Source organism: Nocardia coffeae, from assembly GCF_019890715.1.
GTDB lineage: Bacteria > Actinomycetota > Actinomycetes > Mycobacteriales > Mycobacteriaceae > Nocardia > Nocardia jiangxiensis.
The window spans coordinates 1-22,449 of sequence record NZ_JAINZY010000003.1 but is presented as its reverse complement, the minus strand read 5'-3'; the positions used below and the strand labels follow the sequence as shown (position 1 = coordinate 22,449).

The window sequence follows — 22,449 nt, the reverse complement described above, 5'->3', positions numbered from 1 at the left end:
CGCTCAGCGCGGCGTGATCTCCACCCGGTTGTCGTGGAACACCGCGCCACCGGCGAAATCCGAATCACGTTCGGCGATGGTCGCATTGACGGTGGCGCCGTTGGTGAACTTGGCCCAGCGCCCCTTGGTGGTGGCCGCGACGCCGGGGCGGACCCGGTCGGAGATCTCGGCGACGGCTTCGAAGGAGCCGCGGGCGTTGGCGACCAGAACCGGTGCGCCGTCGGCGATGTCGCGGGCAGCGGCGTCGTCGGGGTGGATGGTGATGCGGGGTTCGCCCGAACGGCGGCGCAATTCCGGGTTCGAGCCGAACGTCGTGTTCAGAAAGTAGTGCGGCGCAGCGGATATGAGCACCAGACCGGCGCCCGAGTCACCGGGTGGAGTGTAGCCGGGTAACCGATCGTGCCCGGCTCGTTCGGCGAACGGGGAAGTGAAGTTGATCTTCTCGATCGGCACCGGGCGAGGCTCGATCTTGAGGAAACCCTCGGTGCGCAGCCGGTCGATGTCGTAGCCCTGCAACACGATTCGGAGCAGCTCCTCGTCCGAGTCGTACAGCGCGGGTTCGGTCAGGCCCATGCGACGTGCGAGCCTGCGGAACGTCTCGGTCGTGGACAGACATTCGCCGGGCGGCTCGACCGCCTTCTCGTTCCACACCAGATACAGATTCCCGTAGGCGGCGACGAAATCCGTGTGCTCGGGCTGCATGGTCGCCGGGAGCACGATATCGGCGTAGTCGACGGTGTCGGTCGGAAAGTGTTCCAGCGCAACGGTGAACAGATCCTCGCGCGAGAGGCCCTCGATCACGGCGCGCTGTTCGGGATTGGATCCCACCGGATTGGCCGCGATCACGAACAACGCCTGCACCGGCGGATCGGACGCCTCGAGCAGTCCCGCGCCCACTCGCGTCTGCGACAGCGTGCGCACCGGATGCGGCAGCAGATCGAACCGCGCCAGCCCGGCCACGTCGAGCTGGAAATGCCCGGAGGTCGAATAGTGCAGTCCCCCACCGCGAATCGCCCAGTCACCGGTCACCGCGGGTAGGCAGGCCATGGTCCGCAGCGCCATTCCGCCACCGGCATGCCGCTGGATCCCCTGTGAGGCCCGGATCGCGGTGGGCCGGGTGCGGGCGATCCGCTCACCAAGCTCGACGATCCGCTCGACCGGCAGTCCGGTGATCCCGGCGACCCGATCGGGCGTGAATTCCATGATCCGACCGCGGAATTCATCCCAGCCCACGGTGTGTTCGGCGAGATAGCCCGCATCGTGCGCCCCCTTCGACACGATGACGTTCATCAACCCGAGCGCCAGCGCGGCATCGGTCCCCGGCATCGGCGCCAGATGTTCGTCACACCGTTCGGCGGTCCGGCTGCGCACCGGATCGATCGCCACCGTGTACGCGCCGCTGTCCTGGATGAACTTCCAGAGGTGATGCCCCGAGGTCAGCGGGTTGGTCCCCCACAGCAGCACCAGTTCCGAATGCGCGAAATCCTCCGGATCCATCCCGCCGGCCGTGCCCAGCGTGTACTTCAGTCCCGCCGACCCCGCCGCCGAGCAGATCGTCGGATCGTGCAGCGAGGCGCCCAGCACGTTGAACAGCCGCCGCACCGTGAGCCCTTCGGTGCCCTGGACGTACCCGAGATTCCCGGTCCCCAGGAACGGCCAGATCGCTTCTCCCCCATACTCGTCGATGATTCCGTGCAGACGTCCGGCGATCTCGTCCAGCGCCTCGTCCCACCCGATCCGCTCGAATCGCCCCTCCCCCTTACGCCCGACCCGCCGCATCGGATACCGGATCCGATCCGGCGCGTTCAGCTGCTCGAGATACCGGTTCACCTTCACGCACAGCGCACCCCTGGTCACCGGGTGCGCCTTGGTGCCCCGCATCCCCACGGCAACGCCGTCCTCGACGGTCACCTCCCAGGAGCACCCGTCGGGACAATCCAGCGCGCAAGCCCCGAATACCTTCACCCGACCGATCGTAACCAGCAGATCCGCTGCCCAGCCCTGTCCCCGTCCGCGCCGACGGGCACGGCATGCCCCCGAGCTGGTCCGGGCTTCGCGCGCAGGCGGGATCGCATTATGTTCCCGCTGAGCCGGACCCCGGGCAACCGATCGCGTCGGCCGATGCTGCGGAGGTTCCCGCATCGCACGGCGGCTCGTGGTGAGTCCGCCCGAAGAGTGTCTTACCCGAGTCAGGTCGACACGATTTCGAACACCGGATGAGTGCGAGCGTTGTCGAGGAATTGCTGCGGCGAGGAGTCCCCGTTCACATCCAGATAGGGCAGCACGAAGTACCGCCGATACAGCGCCACAAAGGGTTTCGGCACACGTGGCGGCCCGGCCAGCAGCGCCGCGCGGAACACCCTGGCCGACTCGTCGGCGGGCAACTCCACAGCCGTCACGGCCTCGACGTGCTTACCGTGCCGCAGCGTCGCGGTCCCTCGTGCCGAACGCAGGTTGCGCACCCAGTTCACCGTTCCGTAGGCCGCCACCAGATAGCGCCGCCCGTCGTGTTCGAACACCGTCAGCGGCGTCTCGATCGCCCGCCCGGTCCGACGTCCGGCCACCGTGAGCACACGGAATGTCCACATCGGCAATCCGGCGCGTATCACGACCCGCATCCACGCGTTGGACGCCTTGACGGCCCACCCCGCTCGATACGACTTGGCCATGAACCCGAGCGTCCACCTGTCCGTCATCGAAGGCAAGCGGCCGAACGGCCCTGATTCCGACCGCCCAGGCCCACAATCACGACAAGATGGTGGCGCCCTCGACCGAGTTGCGGAACGATTGGTCTCATCTCCAGCACGACCCTTCAGGTGTGGCCCGTCCGCAATCGAAGGAGGAGTCATGGACAAGCAAGCGAATCGCACACCGGACTTCGAGGCGCTGTACCGCGAGGCGCCGCCGGAGCAGAACGCTCCCGCTTCGATCCCCTGGGACATCGGCGGCCCACAACCGGCGGTGCAGCAGTTGGTGGCGTACGGCGCGGTGCGGGGCGAGGTGCTCGACCCCGGAACCGGCCCGGGACACCATGCGATCCACTACGCGTCCAAGGGCTACTCGGCCACCGGTATCGACGCGGCGCCGGCGGCGATCGAGCGGGCGAAACGCAACGCGGAGCGTGCCGGGGTGCGGGTGGACTTCCAGGTGGCCGACGCCACCAGGCTCGACGGCCTCGAGGATCGGTTCGACACCGTCGTCGACAGCGCGTTCTACCACGTGTTCCTCGACGACGAAGAGACCCAGCACCGGTACGCGCAGGCCCTGCACCGGGCGACCAGGCCGGGGGCGCGACTGTTCATGTTCGAATTCGGCCGCCACAACGTCAACGGCCTGCAACCCGAGGGCTTACCCGCGGAGAACTTCGAGCGGGTGCTGCCCGCGGCCGGTTGGCGCATCGACTACCTGGGCACCACCACCTACCAGGCCACGTTCACCCCGGAGACGTTCATCCGGCTCACTCAGGAGATGAACGGCGACTCCGCATGGGCCGAACGGATGCGGCCTATGCAGGAACAGTTCCGGGTCCTCGCGCCGCTGCTGCGGGACAACCGGGTGCACCTGCCCGTGTGGGCCGTTGCGGCCACCCGCGTCGACTAGTTCCGACTGCCGCGTTACAGCATGCGACGCAGCAGCCCGTCCCGCAGGATCGAGGCGTGTGCCAGCACCGCGCACATATGTGCGGTGAAGACCGCGAGCAGCGCGTAGGCCAGCCAGCTGTGCAGGGTGCGCAGTTCGGCGTACAGATGCGCGTCGGCGGGCGCGATGGCGGGCAGATAGACGCCGCCGAACAGTTCGATCGGCGCTCCGGAGGCCGACACCAGCGCCCAGCCGACCAGCGGCTGAGCCAGGAACAGCAGGTACATCAGCGCCTCGGAGCCGCCTGCCACGAACCGCTCGACCCCGCGCAGCGCAGAGCGCGGTACCGCATCGGTCAACACCACCGTGCCCGCCTCGATCCGCCGCCGCTCGGACGGCCAAGGACAGAAGCGTTGTCGGTCGGGTCCTGCCCGGCCACGCCGACGATCACGGTGAGCGTCCACGACAGAGGTCCACCGTGCAGAGCCGTCACCAGGTCGTCGAACAGCACATCCCGGCCGGACGAACGAGGGGTCGTCGGGACGTTACGAGGCGTCAACTCCCAGCGCACCGGCGTACGACGTCCGGACTCGTCCACACACCAGAAAGCGTTGAGCCCACGGAAGATCGACGTCCCGAAGGTGGGCGACGGCGGATGCGCGGCGATGACCCGCATGGCCGCGGCGGTCTCGGGATGCTCCCCCAGATATGCGGCGACACGCTGCGGATTCGGTTTACCGGTGGCCGGATCCGGAGCGTAGGCGAGCTGCCGATCATAGAAGTCGCGCGGTGTGGGGTCCGGGAACACCGGCAGGTTGACCATCGCGGTGCGCCACTGCTCACCGCCGGGCAGTGCGAACCACAACCCCAGCCCGCGAACCGCGCCGACCGCGTCGGTCTGGTTCGGATTACCGTGCCACCGCGAGCCCCTTCGCGTGGTTGCGGCGAAACCCCGGAAACCGGCCCCCGACCGCCTGCAACCGATCCACGATGCGCCCCGCGGTCAACCGCTCCGGGCCGATCACATCGCGGGCGAACAGAAACCCGCCGATGCTCACCGCCCCGGCCCCGCCGACCAACAGCGCCCCGAGGGCGGCCCGCCGGTTCGGTAGTTCCCGTGCCCCGATATCCCGCACAGCGTGTCTCCCTTCCCGTTTCGGGATTCGACGCTAAGCGGGACCAGATCGGGAGACAATCACCTGCGCCCGGAGTTCACAGTTTCGTCAGAACCACGGGCCGAAGGGCGCTACCAACGCCCCTCGGCCACAAGCGAACTCAGCTCAGCCGCTCGATGATGGTGACGTTGGCCGTCCCGCCGCCCTCACAAATGGTCAGCAGGCCGTACCGCCCGTTGACCCGCTCGAGTTCGTTCAGCAGCGTCGCGAACAGCTTCGCGCCGGTCGCGCCGAGCGGGTGGCCCAGGGCGATCGCGCCGCCGTTGACGTTGACCTTGTCCGGATTCGCGCCGGTCTCCTTCAACCAGGCCAGCACGACCGAGGCGAAGGCCTCGTTGATCTCGATGACGTCGATGTCCTCGATGCTCAGGCCGGTCTTCTCCAGCGCCCACTTGGTCGCCGGAATCGGTGCGGTGAGCATGTAGATCGGGTCCGCGCCACGCGCGCTGACGTGGTGGATGCGCGCCCGCGGCTTCAGCCCGTATTCGGCGACGGCCCAGTCGGAGGCGAGCAGGGTCGCGCTGGCGCCGTCGGAGATCTGGCTGGCGACCGCGGCGGTCAGGCGGCTGCCCTCGCTCAGCGGCTTGAGTCCGGCCATCTTCTCCAGCGTCGTCTCGCGCGGGCCCTCGTCGATCCAGAACTCGCCGACCGGCACGATCTCGCGGTCGAAAGTGCCCTCCGCGATGGCTTTCCGGGCCCGTTCGTGGCTGCGCAGCGCCCAGCGCTCCATATCCTCACGGCTGATGTCCCACTTCTCGGCGATCAGCTGCGCGCCGTTGAATTGCGACACCTCACCGGTGCCGTAGCGGTGGTCCCAGCCCTGCGCGCCGACGAACGGCGATTCGAACCCGTACTCCTTGCCGGCCAGCATGGCCGCGGAGATCGGGATGGCGCTCATGTTCTGCACACCGCCAGCGACGATGACCTCCGCGGTGCCGCTCATGATGGCCTGCGCGCCGAAATTGATCGCCTGCTGGCTCGAACCGCACTGCCGGTCCACAGTGACACCCGGCACGTGCTCGGGATATCCGGCGGCCAGCCACATGGTGCGGCCGATATTTCCGGCCTGCGGGCCGACGTTGTCCACACAGCCGACGATCACGTCGTCGACCGCCGCGGGGTCGATTGCGTTGCGCCCCAACAGACCCTGCAGTGCCGCGGCCCCGAGATCGGCCGGGTGCACACCCGACAGCGCGCCGCCGCGCTTGCCGACCGGCGTGCGCACGGCGTCGACGACATACGCCTCCCGCACGGGCGAGTACTGACGACGGGACGGTGCTGACATGGGGTAACTCCTACTTGCCGTGCTGGACTGTGGATTTCGCGCCGGACTCGGGGTCGGTGAGACCGTCCAGCACGATGGTCAGATATTGCTTGGCCAGGTTGTCCACGGTGATGCGACCGCCGGGCTTGTACCAGCGCACCGACACCCAGACGGTGTCGCGCAGAAAGCGAAGGGCCAGTTCGGTATCGAGCTCGGCCCGGAAACTACCGTCCGCCACACCCTTGTCGAGCACCCGCCGCCACAGGTCCCGGAACTCCCGGTTGTACTCGTCGATGTAGTCGAAACGCGGTGTGCCGCTGAGTCTTTTGGCCTCGGCCTGATAGATCGCGACCGCGGCGTGCGACCGGTCGAACGATTCGAAGGACGCGATGACCAACGCCTCGAGCGTGTCGCGCGCGGGCAGCCCGGCCGCGTCGATCTCCCGGTACCGCCCGAACAACTCGTCGAGGAAGCCGCGCAGGATCTCGTCCACCATGGATTCCTTGGAATCGAAGTGGTGGTAGAGACTGCCGGACAGGATTCCGGCGGCGTCGGCGATATCGCGGACCGTGGTCGCACGCAGCCCGCGCTCGGCGAACAGACCTGCCGCGATGGCGAGCAGCTCGTTGCGACGTGCGGATTTGGATGCGTCGGGTGCGGGCACTCGCCCATAGTACAACCAAGCATTTGCTTGGTCCATCTCGACAACGCCACATCGGCATCGCCGCGGATGTCATCGCACGGAATAGCGCAGCGGCGAGGACACCGACAGGTCGGCGAGCAGCCGATCGCAGATCGCCACCGGCGACACTCCCGCCCGCGCCATCCGCGCGACCAGCGCCAACCGTCGTTCACAACTGTCCCATTCGACGGTCAGCGGCCCACGGCCCGGCCCCGCGTCGACCGTCGCCAGCACCCGGGGCGGCCCGGTCTCGACGGGTTCCTCGATCAGTTTCAGCACCATCCCCCGCTGCCAGGCGCGATAGGTGTCCATATCGGCGCCGTCGACCAGCTTGTCCGTCGCGGCGCACAATCCTTCGGCGATCCCGTCGGCGAAGGCCACCCGGTCGTAGCTGAATCTGCGGCACCGCCGCACCACCGCGAGCAGATCCGAGCGCACCTCACACAGCAGCAGCGTGCGCTGACGTCGCCGCCGCTCCTCCTCGGATTCCCCGCCCGCCGGCCCGGCCAACAGCCCGATCCGCGCCGCCCGCGCCCGATCCCGAGCCATATCGGCCCGCAACGCACACCGTGGATCGCGTGCGACCTCGTCCTCATCCACCGCATACTCCTCGAGAATCTGCGCAGCGCGCGCCGCGGCAACATCATCCGATTCGTGATCGAGAAGTTCCGCGCCGAGCGCCAACGCGGCCATCACCTTGCCGTCCAGCCGTCTTCGGGCCAGTACCACTTCACGCACCAGCTCGAGTTCCAGCTCTTCGTTGTCACGGTGGTCCAGACCCATGGGCCGTGGTCCCTTCGAAAAATTTCCGCCGAACCGGCCTACCTCAGGATCGCACAGTCCAGGGTGGTCAGCGCCACCGATTTTTCGAGGCCGAATACGCCCGACCACCATCCCCTTTCACATCCCCCGTGCCCCAATCGGTCTCGGCACCACACCCTCCTCCTCACCCCCAGCAGTCCCCGGCAACCGCCCATCCACGATCCGCGGCCGCTCATGCAAAATCGCATGCCGCCAGTCCCCCTCCCCATCCGGATAGATGACGATCTCCACCGGCATCCCGGCCCGGCCAATCTGTTCCGGAAGCCGAGCCCGCGGTACACCCCGATCCCCCATCAACACACCTATTCGCGACAGCCGCCGAACTCCGACCGAGTAGCCAGGCTCGACAGCCGGGCGACGACAGCGGCGAGAGCCCTTCTCCACGAAGGACTCTCGCCGCGACCTCACACCGTGCTGTGCACGAGCGAGTTGCTCTCGTCGCCGGATGACCGCTGGCTGCGGCCACCCGGCGACGACACCGAACGCGAGGCGAGCGCTACACGACGGCGGGCCGCCGAGCAGCGTTTTCGGAGATGGCCTCGATGACCGCCCCGAACAACGGCATGGGGATGTCGTGGCCCATCGGCTCGAGCGGCAGATAACTCGATCCGGGGATCGCCATGTGTGTGGCCTCGCCACCGGCGATCTTGATCAGCGAATCCTCCGCGCCGTGGATGACCAGCGCGGGTACACGCAGCTGCTGGAGCCTGGCTCTGCGGTCGGGCGCGATGACGGCCGCGGTGACCTGCCGAGCCGCCCCTTCCGGGTGCCGCGCGCGGTCGTAGGCGCGAGCCGCCAGATTCCAACGACGTTGCCGCTCGCTCTCGGCGTAGGTCTTCGACCCGATGAGCTCGTACAGTGCGGCGATCTGCTCGATCGCGTCGTCACGATCCGGCGGAACCGGCCGCATCAGCTCCTGGAGCACGTCGCCGTCGGCCATGCCGATACTGGCATGCGGGGTGCTCATCATCGAGCACAGCGACAGCACTCGCGGCGCGTGCTCGATCGCCATCAGTTGAGCGACCATTCCGCCCATCGACGCGCCGACGACGTGCGCCTGTTCGATGCCGAGGTGATCGAGCAATTCGACACAGTCGCGCGCGATCGCCCGCAGGTAGTACTGGCTGGGCGTGACCTTCCACGTGGTCAGGCCGCTGTCACGGTTGTCGGGCCGGATCACCCGATAGCCGCGCGCGACGAGGTCATCGACGATTTCCTGGGGCCAGTGGATCAGCTGCGAGCCGAGTCCCATGATCATCAGCATCGGTGGCCCCGCCGGATCACCTTCGTCGCGGTAGCACATTCTGATCTCGGACAGGTCAGCGAACTGGTCGATCGCATCGTTCATGACAATCCTCCCGAAGTTGTGGCCGACGATTTGCAGACATTGAGCATGCAAAGACGAACTGCGTTCGGGTGTTCATGAAACTTGTGGACCGCGACAGCCAGGTCATCGATCCGACGGCTGTCGCCAATTCATGATCCCACACCGGCTCCACTGCGCATACATTTCACCGATCTGCGTAAACAACTGTGAGCTGGTCCCGCATGACGACGACGATCGAGATTTCCGCGAAGGCGACCTGACCCGTTCAGCAGCAGCAGTCGGGATCCAGGACGACGCACAGCGCCGAGAGTGCGTCACGTTTGGCGCGATGGACGACGTTCATGCCGATGCGTTCGGAGTCGACGAGTCCGGCTTTGCGCAGCTGCCCGAGATGGTGACTGACCGTCGATTCGGACAGCCCGACAGCAGCGGCGAGGTCACCGCCGTTCTCGCCGGTCTCGCGGTTGGCCAACAGCAGTGACATCAGTTTCACCCGGACCGGGTCGGCGAGAGCCTTGAGGCGCAGCGCGACCGCGAGCGCGGCGGCGTCGTCGATCGGACCTGCGGCAACCGGCGCGCAGCATACCGGCGCGGACATATCGATCACGGGCAAGGCCTTGGGCATGCGCCCCACAGTACCTACGGTATTGACATATGTCGAAAAGGTGCCAGACTCGACCACACACCACCTTTTCGATATATGTCACACAATGGAGGTTCTGATGTCCCGCGTCCAGCTCGCACTCAACGTCGACGACCTCGAGCAGGCGATCACGTTCTACTCCACGCTGTTCAACACCGCCCCGGCCAAGCGCAAGCCCGGCTACGCCAACTTCGCCATCGCCGAGCCGCCGTTGAAGCTGGTGCTGCTCGAGAACACAGGTCAGGGCGGCACGATCAACCATCTCGGGGTCGAGGTCGAGTCCTCCGAGCGGGTACACGGCGAGATCGCCCGCCTGTCGGAGGCGGGGTTGTTCACCGAGGAGCAGATCGCGACCACGTGTTGTTTCGCCACCCAGGACAAGGTGTGGGTGACCGGCCCGAACGACGAGAAGTGGGAGGTCTACACAGTGCTCGCCGATACCGAACACTTCGGTGCTGCAAAGGAATTCGCCACCGATGATGCCGCAGCGGTGCGAGCGTGTTGCGGAACCGGCACCGAACGCACCGAAGCCGCCGCAGAAGGCTCATGCTGCGCCACCGACACCAAGGCCGACATGAGTTCCGCGAACGCCGGCTGCTGCTGACCGATGCCGAGGTAATCCCCATGACCACCACCAACACTCATCCGGCAGTCGCGAGGAAACTCTCCACCCTGGACCGATTCCTCCCGCTGTGGATCGGTACGGCGATGGCCGCCGGACTCCTGCTGGGCCGCGTGATTCCCGGCTTGGGCAGCGGACTGTCCGCGGTGCAAGTGGACGGAATCTCACTTCCGATCGCGATCGGCCTGCTGATCATGATGTATCCGGTGCTGGCCAAGGTCCGCTACGACCGCCTCGACGCGGTCACCGGCGACCGCCGCCTGCTACTCGGCTCCCTCGTCCTGAACTGGCTGGTCGGTCCCGCCCTGATGTTCGCCCTGGCTTGGCTGCTGCTGCCGGACCTGCCCGAATACCGGACCGGCCTGATCATCGTCGGCCTGGCCAGATGCATTGCGATGGTGATCATCTGGAACGACCTGGCCTGCGGCGACCGCGAGGCCGCCGCGGTCCTGGTCGCGGTGAATTCGATCTTCCAGATCGTCATGTTCGCCGTGCTGGGCTGGTTCTACCTCTCGGTCCTGCCCGGATGGCTCGGCTTGGCGCAGACCACGATTCACACTTCCCCCTGGCAGATCGCGAAATCGGTGCTGATCTTCCTGGGCATCCCGTTGGTCGCGGGATTCCTCACGCGCCGGTTCGGCGAGCGGACCCGTGGCCGCGACTGGTACGAACGCACACTGCTCCCGCGAATCGGGCCGTGGGCACTGTACGGCCTGCTGTTCACGATCGTGATCCTGTTCGCCCTCCAGGGCCACCAGATCACCTCTCGCCCAATGGATGTCGTGCGCATCGCGGTCCCCCTGCTGGCGTACTTCGCGATCATGTGGGGTGGAGGCTACCTCTACGGCCGCATCATCGGCCTGAGCTACGAACGCACCACCACCCTCGCGTTCACCGCCGCGGGCAACAACTTCGAACTGGCCATCGCCGTCGCGATCGCCACCTACGGCGCCACCTCCGGCCAGGCCCTCGCCGGAGTCGTGGGGCCGCTCATCGAGGTCCCCGTACTGGTCGGCCTCGTCTACGTATCCCTCGCCCTCCGAAACCGATTCCCCCGCAGCGATATTCAGAAAACACCGGTTCAGCCCTGATCCCTCGCAACCGACCGAAGGTCCGATACAAACCCATGTCTTCCACACCCAGCGTGCTGTTCGTCTGCGTCCACAACGCCGGACGCTCGCAGATGGCCGCCGCATTCCTGACCCACCTCACGGCAGGCCGCGTCCTGGTCCGCTCCGCAGGCTCCGAGCCGGCCGACCGGGTCAACCCCACCGCCGTGCAGGCCATGGCCGAGCTCGGCATCGACATCTCCACCGAAATCCCCAAGGTGCTGACCGCGGACGCGGTCGAAGCTTCCGACGTGGTGATCACCATGGGCTGCGGGGACACCTGCCCGTACTTCCCCGGAAAGCGTTACCTGGACTGGAAACTCGACGACCCCGCCGGACAGGGCATCGAAGCGGTCCGACCGATCCGCGACGAGATCGAACACCACATCCGCACCCTGCTGGACGATTTGGGCATACGGCCGACGCTGTGAGCCGGAGGCCGTGAAAGTGAGCGGGAAGACATCAGCGGCGTCACTGCCCTGGTAGAAGACCGTTCGCGTGCACGCCGATTCGAAATGCCGGATAGCCCCTTCGCGCCCGGCCATTGGGCGAACGGACTATTCGACCGGGGCGCACTCGGGTCCGTTGCGCCATAGTTCGTCGGCGGAGCCGGCGGCGAGGTGGTCGGCGTACAGGGTGATTTTCCCGCGGATCACTGCCAGCGCATCCTGGAGGTCGGAGATCTGTTGTTGCACTGTGGATTCGTGGGCGCGGAGTAGGTCGAAGCGCTCGTTCGTGGTGTCGGGGCCCCGCCGGGCCAGTTCGGCGTAGCGGCGGATGTTCGGCAGGGACATTCCGGAGGAGCGCAGTTTCGCGCAGACCTTCAGCCAGCCGACCTCCTGGTCGGTGAATACGCGTCGTCCCGCGGAATTGCGACGCACCGGTTCGATGAACAGGCCCTCCTGCTCGTAGAACCGCAAGGTGTGCGCCGACAGACCGGTGAGCGCGCTGACCTCACCGATGCTCAACGTCGCCTCGGGAACAGTCGTCACAAGAGCCAGCGTACGCGGGTTGACTTCGAGTCGACTCGAACTCATACCGTCGGCAACACACACCGACGGAAGGAAAACGCAATGGCCGGAACATGGTTCATCACCGGAACGTCCTCGGGTTTCGGGCGGCTGCTCACCGAGCGGTTGCTCGCGCGGGGTGATCGGGTCGCCGCGACGCTGCGCAGGCCGGAAGCTCTCGACGACCTCCGCGCGGCCCACGGCGACCGCCTGTGGGTGTCCCGGCTCGACGTCACCGACGCGGAGTCGGTCCGCCACGTCGTGGACGAGGCATTCACGGCCCTCGGCACGATCGACGTGATCGTCAACAACGCCGGATTCGGCACGTTCGGCTCGGTCGAGGAGGTCACGGACGAGCAGATCCGCCAGGTGATCGATACCAACCTGCTCGGATCGATGCACGTGGTGCGCGCCGCACTGCCGCATCTGCGCGCACAGGGCCACGGCCGCATCCTCCAGGTCTCCAGCGCGGGCGGCCAGACGACGTATCCGAACTTCGGCTACTACCACGCCTCGAAATGGGGTATCGAAGGCTTCTGCGAGACCGTCGCCCGGGAGATCGAGCCGTTCGGCATCGGCCTCACCATCGTCGAACCCGGCGCGACCCCGACCGGATTCGGAACCGCGCTGTCCACCGCACCGGCCATGCCCGAATACGACCGCACACCGGCCGGCGACGTCCGCCGCGCTCTCGAAAACGGCACGTTCCCGCTGAGCAACGACCCGGAAAAGATCGCCCGAGCGATGATCGACCTGGTCGACAGCCAGGCGAACCCGCTACGCCTCCCGCTCGGCTCCGACACCTACCGCGATGTGCGCGCCTCCCTGGTCGCACGCCTGACCGAACACGATGCGCAGCGTGAAACAGCGCTGTCCGTCGTCCGCGAAGACGTGGTCGCGTCAGGGTAGTTCCCGGAATGAGCCGCAGCCGCGGCACGTGCGAGCCTTCCTGGTCACACACCCGGCCGAACACTGTGCGCACCACGAAACAGCACTACTCGTCGTCCGCGAAGACGGCGTCGCATCAAGGCAGTCCCGGAAACATCCACAGCCGCAACACAGTTCGCGCCCTCCCGATCACACCCGACCGAACACGACACGCACCACGAAACGGCACTACCCGTCATCCGCGACGACGTCGTGGCATCAAGGTAGTTCCGAGAGCGTTTCCAGCCAGGGATGGCCGGGGTGTACTCGCGATAGCCATCCGGACAGCCGGGAGCGCCGTGATCGGTCCATCGTCGGGACCGCGTGCATGAAGTCCACTTCGTCCTTGGCTCGCCGGGCTTTCGCCTTGAACAGGAGCACGACCTCGGGGATCACATAGGGGATACCGTCGGCCGAGCGGAGTATCAGCTCGTCGTAGGGCAGGGTGATCGAGGCGTCGCGGCGGCATACCCATCGATCGCCACGACTCGGCTCGCGGAACACGTCCAGGCGATAATGTCCGGTCGCCGGTTCACGCAGCCATGTCTGATGCTGGTTGTCGGCTTCCTCCGGGAACGGCCAGACATGGCCGTCGCCGACGACGTCCCACTCGAATCCGGGGAACACCTCGGCGATCTCGGCGAATCGCTCACGCGGAACCCCGATTTCGAGATCGGAGTGCTCACGCCCGAGTCCTCCGACGAACAGATCCAGCGCCCACCCGGCAGCGACATACCAACACGACCGGGTGCTAGACAGCCGTTCGGCGACTTCGGTGGGAGTCCAGGCTTCCCAAAGCCGATCGCACTCCTCGGCCGACAGCGGGCGACCGGCCATATCAGGCGGCCGCCTTCGTGGTTGACGAATCGACCGGTCGTTCCACGTGTTTGCCCATTTCGAAGACGGCTCCGGTGCGGACGAGGTGTGACGCGTTGATGGCACGCCAACGGCAATGGATCTGCTTGACGTCCAGTGCAATCCGATCAGGCAGGATCAGCGAATGCCCCTGTCCGAAGGTTCGTTGTGAAGGCATCCCACTCGGACGATGTGAAGGACAGAGCTGGGCCGCTGGGATTCTTCGAGTCGCGGACAGCGATCACATCGATGGCTTGGAAGGCGACTTCGACGCAGTCACCACCTTGCTGGCTGTAACTGCTCTTGAACCACCCGGCGGGAGACTGCGTCATCGGGGCAACTCCTTTGCGATCTTGGACAGATAAGCACGTGTCTTGGCCGTGCTCAGACTCGCACGAACAATGTCGTTCCAGGACTGACGATACCGGGCAACCTGGTCAGGTTTCTGGAGATAGAGGTTGCCCGCACCCGCCCCTGTCTCGAGGTACACGACTGAGGGATCAGGTTCTCGATCTTGAGGGGCGCCGAATTCGAGGATGATGAACGGTCCTATCTCGGTGCCGCGATAGATACCGGAGTCCACGGGAACGAGGCGAACACTGACGTTGGGCAAGGCTGAGAGTTCTGCGATGCACTGCAACTGCTTTCGCGCGACCTCGGTGTTACCGAGTACCCGACGAAGGACTCCCTCATCGAGGATCACGTCCAACCCGGGGAGGGGGTATGGCCTGGTAAGGATGGCTTTGCGTCGCATCCGAACCTGAACGTGGCGTTCGACCTCGTCCGGGGTCAGATCCGGACTAGTTCGCAGTAAGGCTCGCGCATAGTCCTCACATTGCAGCAGACCAGGGATGCGCATGTTCTGAAACCCGATGAGGGTGGTGGCGCTGGCCTCGAGATTGATGAAGACGTCCAACTTGTCGTGTGACACAACATCGTTGAAGTCATACCACCAGTCCCGTGCAAGCTCGGCCTCAGCAGCCAAGACTTTCAGGTCCGCCCTGATGTCGTCCGAGACACGGTAGATGTCGCACATCTTGTCGATGTAGATCGGCTTCAGCTTGCACGGCTCCCCCTTGAGGATCTTCGACACCGTCGTGTGGTGGAGGTTGATCTGTTCGGCGACATCTTTGATATAGAGGCCAGACTGCTGGTGGAGCTTGAACAGGATCCGCGCAACCTGCGTGCGAGGAACCGACGGGGTCGTGGGCTGTGCAGGCACAGTACTGCTCCTTCTCATGACCGGCGGATATACCGCCTACCGAATCAGGAATTCGTTTTTTCGAAGTCGTCAAATTTCTCGAAAATGCTTGTGCGTCCGGAGAATCAGGTGTGACATGGATCGCGCACCTGATGGGTGACCTCGAACGCACCTCCTACCGGCCTGGTTTCGGGCGTTCGACCAGAATTTTCCGACTCAATTCCGGGGAACTCCATGATTACCATGCGATCCGCTGTCTCGACAAGGGTTAATCGATCACCAGTTCGAGCGAAAGACGCTGCCCACGTGCGACATACGATGACCGAAAGGTGTGTGAACCTCGATCGTCCTGCGATGACGCCTCACCTGGTCTTATGCGGTAAGCGGCAGCACGAGTCCGCTGCATGGATCGCGCCGAGGGAGGGGACGGCATGACCGCACTGCCATCGAAAGTTCTTCTTGTCCAGGCGTGCACAGGCATTGCGACACCGGATCATCCAGTTCTGCTGGCGTGTCAAGAATTGGCGTGTCTGCATCAGGCCCGTTTGGACTATTCCATTACAGATATTCCAGAAATAGATAATGCCCGGCGAAATGCGGTGCGCGAAGTCGACCGCTGGCTGTCGGCGAGCGGCGCGCAGACGCCGACCGCACCCTTCCTGCACACCGAGACCGTCGGCATGGTGATAGACCGAATCGCGGAATATTCGATTGCCGCACAGGCCGGTTCGGCACAAGGCGTTCTGGAACTGCATCGGCACTATCTCTGGCAACGCATGTCCGAACTCGCCGTCGCCTACGAGGACCTGGCCTCGGAGATCCACGCCGGTCGCCGCAGGGTGCCCGACCTGGCCGATCCCAGACCCCACACCTGCGACCCGACCATCCGGCAGGCGAACACATGAACGCAGACAACAGGATTCACCTCGTCAGAGACGAGATCCGCCGCGTCAGCGCCTGCGACCACGCCACCCTCGACGCCGTGGCCGAACTCCTCGGCACTCGCGAAATCAACGTCCTCGCGGGCAGATTGGGAATGGTCGCCGCCCACATGGCATCCCGCGCCGGTATCGCCGAGGGCATGCCGCCGCCGGGCACCTTCCCGGGCGCGGGCAACGAACGCATAGACCTTGCGGCCCAATGGAATGCGGTCACCGTCGCCGGATGGTTCGTCCGCAAGAAACTCACCGCCTGGTGGTGGCACGACGTCCTCTTCGACGGCGTCCTGGTCACCTACGAACTGGTCAAAGCCTTCGTAACCGCCGTAGTCGACGAAGACCCGAGCCACATAACCCGCCTGACCCTCCGTCTACGCGCCCTCTCCGCCGGACGCCTCGTCATCGAAGTCCACGACTCCCCCGAAAACGCCCACCTCATCTCCGCAGCAGACAATCTCATCTCCCCCCAGGTCGAACACGTATCCCACCACTGCGGCCGCCACGAACACCAAGGCCGCACAGTCCTGTGGTGCGAACTGGCCCGCCCCGAACTGTCCCGCTGGATCTGACCGCCCACCCACAACCCGATCCGGCACGAATCCCGTTGACCGGCGCGCCGAGCCGTCCGGACCGGACAACTTCTCTGTAAGGCGAAGTTGATCACCAAGTAAGTTCGATCCGAGCCGCCGGGGGGTGAGCAGTCGATTCGGCCTCTCCACCGTGGTACGACACCGAGTGAGGACGAGATGACCAACCGTAGACGCGTACTCCATTGCGCGGCAGTAACTATCGGCGCGATAACCCTGCTCACAGGATGCAACCGCGACGACCTGGGATCGAACACACCGCATGCATCCGCGACGACGACCACAACACCAAGTACCCCGACATCATTCAATGGATGCCAGCTACCGCAGTCCGTGGTCGATGCCGAGCAGATTGATTCGAATCCGATGAACGCCGACGCGGACGCGGACGGTGGCATCAAGTTCCGCGGATGCGTCTGGTCCACACACAACGGCGACGGATTCAACATCAATACCTGGACTACCAACCTGACCGTCCAGATGATCGAGACCATGAGCGACTACAAGGTCGCCGAGCGCCTGACCGTCGACGGACGCAGGGCAGTGACGTACCACACGAGCGACGACGTCGATCTGCGCGAGGACTGCATGATCGACGTCGAAATGAAGGGCGGCGGGCTGGACCTGTTGGTCGACAATCCGCCCTCGCACAAGGCAACCGGCATTCAAGACTCTTGCGAGATCATCAAGCGAGTCGCCGGAGAAATCGTTTCTACATTCCCGGCCTCCGCCTAGCCCCAAGGCCCGCACCCCCGCTGTTGACCGCGAGGACGCCCGCTGGGTTATGTCATACCGACCACGGCACTGCGGTGAGCGGACGCTCGGACCAAGCGCAGGCGTATTGAAGCGGACACAGCGACCGGGTAAGTTCGATGCGAGCCGTTGAGGGGTGGGAGTCGATCCGGCCCTCGTCACTGTGGTATCGGGGCCGAGAGGACGACATGACCGACTGGGGACGCGTAATCCGTTGTGCGGCAGCAGGCGTCGGCGCAGCCGCCCTGTTGGCTGGGTGTAACAGCGAGGGCGGGGGAACGTCGAATGCCAGCTCATCGGCAGCAGCTGCGACGTCTACCATCGCACCGACCGCACCCTCAGCTTTCAATGCATGCGAGCTGTCGCAGTCGGTGGCCGATGCAAACCACATCGATTCGGGCGCGATACCGGCCGACTCGACGGATCCCACGAGCGGCGCCGCTTGGAAAGGATGCGTCTACTCCACGTACGACGGCGACGGCTACGGGACGACAATCCGCACCACGAACCTGACAATCCCTCTCATCAAGGCCAACAAGAAGTTCAACAATTTCGAACAACTGACAGTCGGTGGGCGGCAAGCGATTACCTACCACGAAGCCGATCTGACAGACCTGCGAGCGGATTGCATCCTGAACGTCGAGATGAAGGGCGGCGGGTTGGAGATATTGGTGACGAACCCAGCATCACACAAGGCGACCGGGACCCAGGATTCCTGCGAAATCGCCAAGAAGCTGGCGGGCGATCTGGTACCAACCTTCCCAGCATCCGTCTAGCGTTTTCAACATCGGCAAGATTTAAGTTGGGGAGGAGGCCGACAGGATGGCTGACGACGGCAAGCCGACACAAACCGGTCCGCTGGCAAGTCTGATTACCGAGGCCCAAAATGGCGGTCTCAGCGTAAGTTTTGGCGAAGGCGTGACAAAGGATTTCCTACTCAACGCCGATGAGTTTGCTTACATAGAACGGGATTGCAAGGCGTTCAAGGCAGAGATCACAAAGCTTCAGGCACTGGCGAGAACCATCTCCGAACAGTCGGACTGGGGCCTTGGCGAGGCTACAGACGGCCTGACCTCTGCAAATACCGTCGTATCTCGCTTCCGAAGCAAAGCTAACCACGCCGGCCTCCATACCGACTCAGATGATAATCTCTACAGCATCCTTGATCAGCATTACAAAATAGTTGACGACCTTCAAACACTCCATCACACTATTGCACAGCAGTATTGCCAGCAGGACAGCAATTTCGCAGCCGAATACAATCGACTTACAGCGAATATCGAGAAGAGTCCTATCGGAACGCAGATGCAAGTTGGTGTCACAACCAACCCTGGACTGGGGAAGTCTAAGTAATGGGAGTCACTAACGAGGACGGCCAAATCCCTCACGATGGGGAGAATCCGGATAATTTTTCCCACTGGGATATTTACAATAAGTTTCATCCGCTCGATACCAGCAAAGCGCATACCGCTTCACAAAATTACAGTACATTGGCCAGCCAATGGTCATCGGCTGCCTCCTTCTTCGCTGCTCGCATTCGTCAGTCCAGCTCAGCAGCGTGGCAAGGTAAGGCCGCCGATGCCTCTCACGATGCCATCTCCAACTACGCTCAGCGCGCCGAGGATCTGACCGAGGCATTGAATGCCCTTGCCACCCAGGTGACCTCAGCGATCGACGGCGTAAACGGCACCAAAAGCGGTGTCGCAGTACCGATGCAACATGTAAGCCGCGCGAACTTCTGGGAAGGCGACCTTCTCTTCTGGCACGGCGATCGATCGAAGAAGAAGATCGACCAGGCCCGTGACGATGCCCGCGAGGCGATGAAGAACAACTACGTCAAGAACTTCGTCGACGCGGACAAGAAGATCCCAGTTATCCCCAAGCCGAACGAGATCAGCAACCCGCTCTACAGCTACACCCCCAGCAGCTCGTACACCCCGAACTCCGGCAACGGCCCCAGCGTCCCCGGCGGGAGTACCAGCGGTACGAGCGGCGACAGCGGAAGTCAGTCGGGAACGTCTTCGAGCCAGTCGGATTCCACGTCGGCGGCGGGATACAGCTCCTCGTCCATGCCGTCGATGTCCGGGTATTCGAGTTCGACGGCGACCACGCCGACCGGCTACTACAGCGGCACCTCGCCGACATCCACCACGCCGAGCAATTACAGCGGAGTCGGCAGCGGATCGGGTGGGGACAGCGCGTTGAACGGGCTGGGCTCGGCAACCGGCGGCGGGCTGGGCAAGAGTGTGGCGGGCACCGGATCCAACGCCGCCGCGGCAGCGGCGAATGCCGCGAAAGCCGCTGGTTCGAACAGCAATATGGCCGGTATGGGCGGAATGGGCGGCGCGGCGGGCAAAGGTAAGGGCGAGGACGACAAAGAGCACTCGCTCCCGGATTGGCTGCGCAATATGGAGAACGCCGAGGAACTGCTCGGCCCGACGCCCAAGAGCATTCCGGGCGGCGTCATCGGCGGGGATTTCGACCGGGATCCCGATACTCGCGGGTGAGCGCCGGATCCGGTGTGCCCCTTGCATTTCCGGACGCCCCCGCGAATGCGGGGCGCTTGGGCGCATGTTCCACTGTCGTTCCGGTTCTCAGGTGACCGGAGTTCGTGATCGAAGGATGTTCCATGACCGAATGGAGTTGGGAGCCCGATGATTTCGCTGCCCTGTGGCTCGGCGAGGCGCGCGATCGGCTGCCGAGCCCGCTGAGCTACACCAGCCGCTTCCCGACCCAGGACGAGGTTCGCTTCCACCGTCAGCAGGTGCACGGCCGGTACGACGCGGACGAGCGCAACCTCATCGAACTCGCGTTCCAGACCCTGACCGACGCCGAGCTGCGCATCGAAATCCTCGGGCAGTCCACGACTCTCGGTCGCGGCAAGCCGAAGGACTACCGGATCATCGGCGCGCGAACGAGATTCAACGCGATGATGCTCACCCAGACCGCCGATCCGGGCGTCCAGGACACCATCGACGGCACCGTGCGCTGCCGCCTGTTCCGCACCGAACAGCTGGCCCAGCGCCTGGCCACCATCGTGCCGTCCTTCCCGCCGGGCCAGGAGAAGCCGGACACCTTCCACCTGGCGGACATCCGCCGCCCCGCCGAGGGACTGAGCCGCAACACTCCCCGCGACCGTTACGACCGCATATCCCAGCGTCCCGTCGACGGCGGTGGCGGTGCGGCCCTGTTCACCGGCTCGATCTTCCACACCCTCGACCCCTGGTACGCCGTGCAATGGGTCGATATCGCCCGGGACGGCCGCTACCTGCAACTACGCACCCGAGAACACCTCACCGTGCGCCCCGCGAGCCCCCGCGAACTCACCACCACTTTCGAAACCTGGATCGAACGAGCCCTGCAACGCCTCCGCGAGGACGAACCCGACACCTGGTGAGCCGGTGTTCGACCGATTCACCTGCCGCCTCGACCCCGGGACATGATCCGGTGTGCCGAGGTCAGCTCGCGAAACGTCCGATCGCGACGAAGGCGGCGAGCAGCAGGAGAATCACGTTGGCAGGCAAGGGTTGTCGCTCGTTGCGGGTCAGGTGCACCCGCAATGCGCCGATCTGCACGATGACCAGCCCGACCGCGGCGATCGGAGTCAGGATGGGCGCGATGCCGGTCGCCGCGGGCAGGATCACACCCAGCGCGCCGAGCACTTCGATCGCGCCGACCGCCCGCACGACCGCGTCCGAGTTGTCCTTCATCCAGTCCAGCCGGCCCGTCGCCACGAGTTGCTCGCGCGAGCGGACGAGCTTCAATCCGCCCGCGACGAGATATACGAACGCGAGCAGGCCCTGCGCGATCCACAATGCGATATTCACCGTATTCACCGATCCTCACGTTGGTACGTGGTCATATCGTGGGCGAGCGTCGATGCGGCGACAAAAGGCACATCGATGTATGCATCCAGGAAGGAAGCTCGGGTATGACGCAAGTCACACGAAAGACGGTGCGGATACCCGACGGCGGTGCGGTCCGGGAGGTGCTGGATCGCATCGGCGACAAGTGGAGTCTGCTGGTGATCGGCACCCTGCGCGAGGGACCGCTGCGATTCGGTGAACTGCGCGAAGCCGTGGCGGGCATCTCGCAGCGGATGCTCACCCTGACGCTCGCGCACCTGGTCGAGGACGGTCTGGTCGCTCGCACGGCATATGCGGAGGTGCCGCCGCGAGTCGAGTACGAGTTGACCGAACTCGGTCGCACCCTGCTGCCGCTGCTGGTCTCCCTCGCCGAGTGGGCCATGGCGCACCGCGACGAGATCAACGCCAACCGCACCGCCCCGAAGGCGTAATCGGCGACCGTTCACAGTGCGGCACACGGTGATTCGGCCGAGAACCAGCGGTTTCGACTGCCTTCGAGGCGTTCGCGAGCCGCGGCGGCAAGTCCGGCCGCCGCACCCGCACGCCAGGCCGGACGCATCCGAACCGCATCGGAGCGACGGGCGAGACAGCTGCGCGAGGACCGCAAGACCGGCACGCCCGAATCACCCGTGAATCGTTCCCCAGCCGCTTGGCACACGAGGCCGCCCGATATAGCATCGCCATATGACGATGAAAGCGTCTAATATCGATGTCGAGCGGGTGGAGTTGATTCCCGCTGCGGCACTGTTCCGGTCGTTGGGCGATCCGGCCCGGTTGGCGATCGTGCGGCGGTTGGCGGCGGGTCCTACCCGGGTGACCGATCTGGTCAAGGCCGTCGGCCTGGCGCAGTCGACGGTGTCGAAACATCTTGCCTGCCTGCGTGATTGCGGCTTGGTGGATTCGGAGCCGGTCGGGCGGGCATCGCTGTTCCGGTTGACCCGCCCGGAACTGGTGCAGATGTTGTCCTCGGCGGAGGCCGTGCTGGCCGCGACCGGGAACGCCGTCGCATTGTGCCCCGAATACGGCATCGATTCGTGCTGTGCGCAGGAGGCGTCGTGAGCGGAGCGCAGCGAACCGTCGGCACAGCGT

At 65.0% G+C, this 22,449-nt stretch carries 29 protein-coding genes; 14 read left to right on the top strand and 15 right to left on the bottom strand.

The window, feature by feature from the left end; all coding sequences use genetic code 11:
* Positions 1–3 precede the first annotated feature (3 nt).
* Together K7711_RS13710 and K7711_RS13705 are read right to left on the bottom strand one after the other, a co-directional pair.
* Entirely contained in the window at positions 4–1,965 is a 1,962-nt protein-coding gene (locus tag K7711_RS13710; RefSeq protein ID WP_308014711.1) for a molybdopterin-containing oxidoreductase family protein, read from the bottom strand.
* 224 nt (positions 1,966–2,189) lie between these two features.
* A complete protein-coding gene (locus K7711_RS13705) occupies positions 2,190–2,669 on the bottom strand; it encodes a nitroreductase family deazaflavin-dependent oxidoreductase (protein WP_222969462.1) in 480 nt (159 codons plus the stop codon).
* A 178-nt stretch (positions 2,670–2,847) separates the two neighbouring features.
* On the opposite strand from K7711_RS13705, the gene K7711_RS13700 reads away from it, so the two are divergent.
* Positions 2,848–3,600, top strand: a complete 753-nt coding sequence (locus K7711_RS13700; RefSeq protein WP_222969460.1) for a class I SAM-dependent methyltransferase — start codon at positions 2,848–2,850, stop codon at positions 3,598–3,600.
* Positions 3,601–3,614: 14 nt separating this feature from the next.
* Here K7711_RS13700 and K7711_RS13695 read toward each other — a convergent pair whose 3' ends face one another.
* From K7711_RS13695 to K7711_RS13660, 8 genes are all read right to left on the bottom strand, one after another.
* The gene (locus tag K7711_RS13695; RefSeq protein ID WP_308014710.1) at positions 3,615–3,944 is read right to left on the bottom strand and encodes a cytochrome b; all 330 of its coding nucleotides are present in this window, start codon (positions 3,942–3,944) and stop codon (positions 3,615–3,617) included.
* Positions 3,935–4,444 carry a catalase family protein gene (locus K7711_RS13690; RefSeq protein WP_222969458.1) on the bottom strand — a complete coding sequence of 170 codons (510 nt, stop codon included), beginning with the start codon at positions 4,442–4,444 and terminating at the stop codon, positions 3,935–3,937. Before K7711_RS13690 ends, K7711_RS13695 begins: the two co-directional genes overlap by 10 nt.
* Positions 4,445–4,487: 43 nt before the next feature.
* Positions 4,488–4,715 carry a hypothetical protein gene (locus K7711_RS13685; protein ID WP_222969456.1) on the bottom strand — a complete coding sequence of 76 codons (228 nt, stop codon included), beginning with the start codon at positions 4,713–4,715 and terminating at the stop codon, positions 4,488–4,490.
* A gap of 139 nt (positions 4,716–4,854) precedes the next feature.
* Positions 4,855–6,006 (bottom strand): acetyl-CoA C-acetyltransferase, encoded by a 1,152-nt coding sequence (locus K7711_RS13680; RefSeq protein WP_222970320.1) that lies wholly within the window; start codon positions 6,004–6,006, stop codon positions 4,855–4,857.
* A gap of 43 nt (positions 6,007–6,049) precedes the next feature.
* Positions 6,050–6,682 carry a TetR/AcrR family transcriptional regulator gene (locus K7711_RS13675; RefSeq protein ID WP_308014709.1) on the bottom strand — a complete coding sequence of 211 codons (633 nt, stop codon included), beginning with the start codon at positions 6,680–6,682 and terminating at the stop codon, positions 6,050–6,052.
* 69 nt (positions 6,683–6,751) lie between these two features.
* A complete protein-coding gene (locus K7711_RS13670) occupies positions 6,752–7,483 on the bottom strand; it encodes a hypothetical protein (protein ID WP_222969452.1) in 732 nt (243 codons plus the stop codon).
* Between the two features lie 535 nt (positions 7,484–8,018).
* A complete protein-coding gene (locus K7711_RS13665; protein ID WP_222969449.1) occupies positions 8,019–8,870 on the bottom strand; it encodes an alpha/beta fold hydrolase in 852 nt (283 codons plus the stop codon).
* Between the two features lie 244 nt (positions 8,871–9,114).
* Positions 9,115–9,474: an Rv2640c family ArsR-like transcriptional regulator gene (locus K7711_RS13660; RefSeq protein WP_222969447.1), complete on the bottom strand. Its 360-nt coding sequence runs from the start codon at positions 9,472–9,474 to the stop codon at positions 9,115–9,117.
* A 97-nt stretch (positions 9,475–9,571) separates the two neighbouring features.
* On the opposite strand from K7711_RS13660, the gene K7711_RS13655 reads away from it, so the two are divergent.
* From K7711_RS13655 to K7711_RS13645, 3 genes are read left to right on the top strand one after another with little or no spacing between them, the layout of a single operon-like run.
* A complete protein-coding gene (locus K7711_RS13655) occupies positions 9,572–10,096 on the top strand; it encodes an ArsI/CadI family heavy metal resistance metalloenzyme (RefSeq protein WP_222969445.1) in 525 nt (174 codons plus the stop codon).
* A 20-nt stretch (positions 10,097–10,116) separates the two neighbouring features.
* Complete coding sequence (gene arsB, locus K7711_RS13650; protein WP_222969443.1) at positions 10,117–11,205, top strand: ACR3 family arsenite efflux transporter; 1,089 nt, start codon at positions 10,117–10,119, stop codon at positions 11,203–11,205.
* Between the two features lie 35 nt (positions 11,206–11,240).
* On the top strand, positions 11,241–11,654 hold the full coding sequence (locus tag K7711_RS13645; protein ID WP_222969441.1) for an arsenate reductase ArsC: 414 nt from the start codon (positions 11,241–11,243) through the stop codon (positions 11,652–11,654).
* A gap of 126 nt (positions 11,655–11,780) precedes the next feature.
* Here K7711_RS13645 and K7711_RS13640 read toward each other — a convergent pair whose 3' ends face one another.
* Positions 11,781–12,215, bottom strand: a complete 435-nt coding sequence (locus K7711_RS13640; RefSeq protein ID WP_308014708.1) for a MerR family transcriptional regulator — start codon at positions 12,213–12,215, stop codon at positions 11,781–11,783.
* 81 nt (positions 12,216–12,296) lie between these two features.
* On the opposite strand from K7711_RS13640, the gene K7711_RS13635 reads away from it, so the two are divergent.
* A complete protein-coding gene (locus K7711_RS13635) occupies positions 12,297–13,142 on the top strand; it encodes an SDR family oxidoreductase (RefSeq protein ID WP_222969436.1) in 846 nt (281 codons plus the stop codon).
* A gap of 237 nt (positions 13,143–13,379) precedes the next feature.
* Here the strand turns inward: K7711_RS13635 and K7711_RS13630 are convergent, their stop codons facing one another.
* From K7711_RS13630 to K7711_RS47560, 3 genes are all read right to left on the bottom strand, one after another.
* Complete coding sequence (locus K7711_RS13630; protein WP_222969434.1) at positions 13,380–13,997, bottom strand: nucleotidyltransferase domain-containing protein; 618 nt, start codon at positions 13,995–13,997, stop codon at positions 13,380–13,382.
* Positions 13,998–14,143: 146 nt separating this feature from the next.
* Positions 14,144–14,347: a DUF397 domain-containing protein gene (locus tag K7711_RS13625; protein WP_222969432.1), complete on the bottom strand. Its 204-nt coding sequence runs from the start codon at positions 14,345–14,347 to the stop codon at positions 14,144–14,146.
* A complete protein-coding gene (locus K7711_RS47560; RefSeq protein ID WP_222969430.1) occupies positions 14,344–15,237 on the bottom strand; it encodes a helix-turn-helix domain-containing protein in 894 nt (297 codons plus the stop codon). The genes K7711_RS13625 and K7711_RS47560 overlap by 4 nt, the downstream gene beginning before the upstream one ends.
* Before the next feature lie 410 nt (positions 15,238–15,647).
* On the opposite strand from K7711_RS47560, the gene K7711_RS13615 reads away from it, so the two are divergent.
* The 7 genes from K7711_RS13615 (at position 15,648) to K7711_RS13585 (ending at position 20,891) form a co-directional block, all read left to right on the top strand.
* Positions 15,648–16,121, top strand: a complete 474-nt coding sequence (locus tag K7711_RS13615) for a DUF4254 domain-containing protein (RefSeq protein WP_222969428.1) — start codon at positions 15,648–15,650, stop codon at positions 16,119–16,121.
* Positions 16,118–16,723: a hypothetical protein gene (locus K7711_RS13610; RefSeq protein ID WP_222969426.1), complete on the top strand. Its 606-nt coding sequence runs from the start codon at positions 16,118–16,120 to the stop codon at positions 16,721–16,723. Before K7711_RS13615 ends, K7711_RS13610 begins: the two co-directional genes overlap by 4 nt.
* Before the next feature lie 177 nt (positions 16,724–16,900).
* On the top strand, positions 16,901–17,476 hold the full coding sequence (locus K7711_RS13605) for a DUF3558 domain-containing protein (protein WP_222969424.1): 576 nt from the start codon (positions 16,901–16,903) through the stop codon (positions 17,474–17,476).
* 206 nt (positions 17,477–17,682) lie between these two features.
* Positions 17,683–18,270: a DUF3558 domain-containing protein gene (locus K7711_RS13600; protein ID WP_222969422.1), complete on the top strand. Its 588-nt coding sequence runs from the start codon at positions 17,683–17,685 to the stop codon at positions 18,268–18,270.
* A gap of 46 nt (positions 18,271–18,316) precedes the next feature.
* Positions 18,317–18,847, top strand: a complete 531-nt coding sequence (locus K7711_RS13595) for a hypothetical protein (protein WP_222969420.1) — start codon at positions 18,317–18,319, stop codon at positions 18,845–18,847.
* A complete protein-coding gene (locus K7711_RS13590) occupies positions 18,847–20,001 on the top strand; it encodes a WXG100 family type VII secretion target (protein WP_222969418.1) in 1,155 nt (384 codons plus the stop codon). Before K7711_RS13595 ends, K7711_RS13590 begins: the two co-directional genes overlap by 1 nt.
* 122 nt (positions 20,002–20,123) lie before the next feature.
* Positions 20,124–20,891 carry an ESX secretion-associated protein EspG gene (locus K7711_RS13585; protein ID WP_222969416.1) on the top strand — a complete coding sequence of 256 codons (768 nt, stop codon included), beginning with the start codon at positions 20,124–20,126 and terminating at the stop codon, positions 20,889–20,891.
* 61 nt (positions 20,892–20,952) lie between these two features.
* On the opposite strand, the gene K7711_RS13580 is transcribed toward K7711_RS13585, so the two are convergent.
* The gene (locus K7711_RS13580; protein WP_222969414.1) at positions 20,953–21,321 is read right to left on the bottom strand and encodes a DoxX family protein; all 369 of its coding nucleotides are present in this window, start codon (positions 21,319–21,321) and stop codon (positions 20,953–20,955) included.
* A gap of 104 nt (positions 21,322–21,425) precedes the next feature.
* Between K7711_RS13580 and K7711_RS13575 the strand changes: the two genes are divergently transcribed.
* Both K7711_RS13575 and K7711_RS13570 read left to right on the top strand, forming a co-directional pair.
* Complete coding sequence (locus tag K7711_RS13575) at positions 21,426–21,791, top strand: winged helix-turn-helix transcriptional regulator (RefSeq protein ID WP_222969412.1); 366 nt, start codon at positions 21,426–21,428, stop codon at positions 21,789–21,791.
* A gap of 253 nt (positions 21,792–22,044) precedes the next feature.
* A complete protein-coding gene (locus tag K7711_RS13570; RefSeq protein WP_222969410.1) occupies positions 22,045–22,419 on the top strand; it encodes an ArsR/SmtB family transcription factor in 375 nt (124 codons plus the stop codon).
* The last annotated feature ends 30 nt before the right edge of the window (positions 22,420–22,449 follow it).

Excerpts from the sequence above, each read along its gene's own strand:
- K7711_RS13575 (WP_222969412.1), top strand. The coding sequence starts at position 21,426 with ATGACGCAAGTCACACGAAAGACGGTGCGGATACCCGACGGCGGTGCG.
- K7711_RS13630 (WP_222969434.1), bottom strand. The coding sequence starts at position 13,997 with ATGGCCGGTCGCCCGCTGTCGGCCGAGGAGTGCGATCGGCTTTGGGAA.
- K7711_RS13605 (WP_222969424.1), top strand. The coding sequence starts at position 16,901 with ATGACCAACCGTAGACGCGTACTCCATTGCGCGGCAGTAACTATCGGC.
- K7711_RS13670 (WP_222969452.1), bottom strand. The coding sequence starts at position 7,483 with ATGGGTCTGGACCACCGTGACAACGAAGAGCTGGAACTCGAGCTGGTG.
- K7711_RS13655 (WP_222969445.1), top strand. The coding sequence starts at position 9,572 with ATGTCCCGCGTCCAGCTCGCACTCAACGTCGACGACCTCGAGCAGGCG.
- K7711_RS13600 (WP_222969422.1), top strand. The coding sequence starts at position 17,683 with ATGACCGACTGGGGACGCGTAATCCGTTGTGCGGCAGCAGGCGTCGGC.
- K7711_RS13625 (WP_222969432.1), bottom strand. The coding sequence starts at position 14,347 with ATGACGCAGTCTCCCGCCGGGTGGTTCAAGAGCAGTTACAGCCAGCAA.
- K7711_RS13660 (WP_222969447.1), bottom strand. The coding sequence starts at position 9,474 with ATGCCCAAGGCCTTGCCCGTGATCGATATGTCCGCGCCGGTATGCTGC.
- K7711_RS13700 (WP_222969460.1), top strand. The coding sequence starts at position 2,848 with ATGGACAAGCAAGCGAATCGCACACCGGACTTCGAGGCGCTGTACCGC.
- K7711_RS13590 (WP_222969418.1), top strand. The coding sequence starts at position 18,847 with ATGGGAGTCACTAACGAGGACGGCCAAATCCCTCACGATGGGGAGAAT.
- K7711_RS13615 (WP_222969428.1), top strand. The coding sequence starts at position 15,648 with ATGACCGCACTGCCATCGAAAGTTCTTCTTGTCCAGGCGTGCACAGGC.
- arsB (WP_222969443.1), top strand. The coding sequence starts at position 10,117 with ATGACCACCACCAACACTCATCCGGCAGTCGCGAGGAAACTCTCCACC.
- K7711_RS13645 (WP_222969441.1), top strand. The coding sequence starts at position 11,241 with ATGTCTTCCACACCCAGCGTGCTGTTCGTCTGCGTCCACAACGCCGGA.
- K7711_RS13610 (WP_222969426.1), top strand. The coding sequence starts at position 16,118 with ATGAACGCAGACAACAGGATTCACCTCGTCAGAGACGAGATCCGCCGC.
- K7711_RS13665 (WP_222969449.1), bottom strand. The coding sequence starts at position 8,870 with ATGAACGATGCGATCGACCAGTTCGCTGACCTGTCCGAGATCAGAATG.
- K7711_RS13570 (WP_222969410.1), top strand. The coding sequence starts at position 22,045 with ATGACGATGAAAGCGTCTAATATCGATGTCGAGCGGGTGGAGTTGATT.
- K7711_RS13705 (WP_222969462.1), bottom strand. The coding sequence starts at position 2,669 with ATGGCCAAGTCGTATCGAGCGGGGTGGGCCGTCAAGGCGTCCAACGCG.
- K7711_RS13595 (WP_222969420.1), top strand. The coding sequence starts at position 18,317 with ATGGCTGACGACGGCAAGCCGACACAAACCGGTCCGCTGGCAAGTCTG.
- K7711_RS13585 (WP_222969416.1), top strand. The coding sequence starts at position 20,124 with ATGACCGAATGGAGTTGGGAGCCCGATGATTTCGCTGCCCTGTGGCTC.
- K7711_RS13635 (WP_222969436.1), top strand. The coding sequence starts at position 12,297 with ATGGCCGGAACATGGTTCATCACCGGAACGTCCTCGGGTTTCGGGCGG.